This window comes from Kitasatospora sp. NPDC057198 (assembly GCF_042670125.1).
Lineage (GTDB): Bacteria > Actinomycetota > Actinomycetes > Streptomycetales > Streptomycetaceae > Kitasatospora.
Window position 1 is genome coordinate 1 of sequence record NZ_JBHUWH010000802.1, and the last position, 1,941, is coordinate 1,941.

The following is a 1,941-nucleotide window of genomic DNA, read 5'->3' on the forward strand; positions in this document are numbered from 1 at the left end:
CCCCGGTCCGCCCGGCGGGGGGCGCCCCCGCCCGGGGCCGCCGCCGCTCCGGGCCGCTCGCCCGGATCCCCGTCCCGCTGTGGCTGCTGCTGCCGGCCGCCCTGGTGCTGATCCCGTTGTTCGGCTACCCGCTGTACCAGCTGGGCCTGCTGTCGGTGCTCAAGTTCGGGCAGCCGCAGGCGTCGGGCGGCGTGCCGACCGAGTTCGTCGGACTGTCGAACTACACCGACGTGCTGGGCGACGCCCAGTTCTGGACGGTGCTCGGCCAGACCCTGGCGTTCGCCGCGTTCTGCGTGCTGGCCACCCTGGCGGTCGGCGCGACCTGCGCGGTGCTGCTGACCCGGGTCGGCCGGTGGCCGCGGCTGATGCTGATGTTCGGCGCGCTGGGCGCCTGGGCGGCGCCCGCGATGACCGGCTCCACGGTGTGGATGTTCCTGCTGGACACCAACTCCGGCCTGGTCAACGAGGTCCTCGGCACCCAGGGCCACAACTGGATGTACGACAAGTGGTCGGCGTTCGCGATGGTCGCCGTGGTCGTGGTCTGGCACAGCTTCCCGTTCGTGATGATCACCCTGTACGCGGGCATCCAGGCGATCCCGGACTCCGTGGTGGAGGCCGCCCGGCTGGACGGCGCCGGCACGGTCACGGTCTTCCGGAGGATCATGCTGCCGATGCTGCGCCCGCTGCTGGTGATCGTGGTGATCCAGTCGGTCATCTGGGACTTCAAGGTCTTCACCCAGATCTACGTGATGACCGGGGGCGGCGGCATCGCCGGCCAGAACCTGGTCCTCAACGTCTACGCCTACCAGAAGGCGTTCGTCGCCGAGAACTACAGCCTGGGCGCCGCGATCGGCGTCCTGATGACGCTGATCCTGCTGGGCGTCACCGCCGTCTACATCCGCAGCCTGCGCCGCTCCGGGGAGGAACTTTGATCGGCAAGCCCTTCACGGCCGGGCGCCGCGACAACCGGGTGCTGCGGCAGGGCGCCAGCACCGTCGCCGTGGTGCTGGCCCTGCTGACGGTGTTCCCGCTGTACTGGATGGTGCTGTCGGCGCTGAAGCCGAAGGGCGAGATCACCTCGGCGCACCCGCGGCCGTGGACGTTCGCACCGACGCTGGAGAACTTCCGCAATGCGCTGGGGGTGTCCGGGTTCGGCCGGTACTTCCTGAACAGCCTGGCGGTGGCGGTGGTCGTGGTGGTGGTGTCGGCCGCGATCGCCTTCCTGGCGGCGGTGGCGCTGTCCCGGTTCAGGTTCCGGTTCCGGACCACGATCCTGATCATGTTCCTGGTGGCGCAGATGGTGCCGGTGGAGGCGCTGACCATCCCGCTGTTCTTCCTGGTCCGGGACATCGGCTCGGTCGCGCCGGGCTTCGGCCTGTCCTCGCTGGGCTCGCTGATGCTGGTGAACCTGGCGTTCTCGCTGCCGTTCGCGGTGTGGATGCTGCGCGGGTTCGTCGCCGCGGTGCCGGAGTCGCTGGAGGAGGCGGCCCGGATCGACGGCGCGAGCCGGTTCACCATCCTGTGGCGGATCCTGTTCCCGCTGGTGGCCCCCGGCCTGGCGGCCACCAGCGTGTTCTCCTTCATCACGGCGTGGAACGACTTCGTGTTCGCGAAGACGCTGATCCTGGACAGCGACCACCAGACGCTGCCGGCCGCGCTGATGGTGTTCTTCAAGCCGGACGAGAACGACTGGGGCGGCATCATGGCGGCCTCGACCCTGATGACGGTGCCGGTGCTGGTCTTCTTCGTGCTCGTCCAGCGGCACATGGTGTCGGGCCTGGGCGGCGCGGTGAAGGACTGAGCCCGCGCCTCCCCCTCCGCCGCCCGGGCGGCTCAGCCCTCGGGCCGGGCCGCCCAGGCGGCGAACGCGTCGTGGAAGCCGGGGAAGGTCTTGCGGACGCACCCCGGGTCGTCGAAGGTCGTGCCCGGGGTGCGCAGGCC

Annotated in this window: 2 protein-coding genes; both read left to right on the plus strand. The window is 70.5% G+C overall.

What is annotated here, in order from left to right; genetic code table 11:
• The coding region (locus ACFUEL_RS39160; protein WP_380242907.1) for a carbohydrate ABC transporter permease at window positions 1–932 on the plus strand (932 nt) is incomplete at its 5' end.
• Complete coding sequence (locus tag ACFUEL_RS39165; RefSeq protein ID WP_380242909.1) at window positions 929–1,801, plus strand: carbohydrate ABC transporter permease; 873 nt, start codon at window positions 929–931, stop codon at window positions 1,799–1,801. The genes ACFUEL_RS39160 and ACFUEL_RS39165, both read left to right, overlap by 4 nt.
• Window positions 1,802–1,941: the final 140 nt, after the last annotated feature.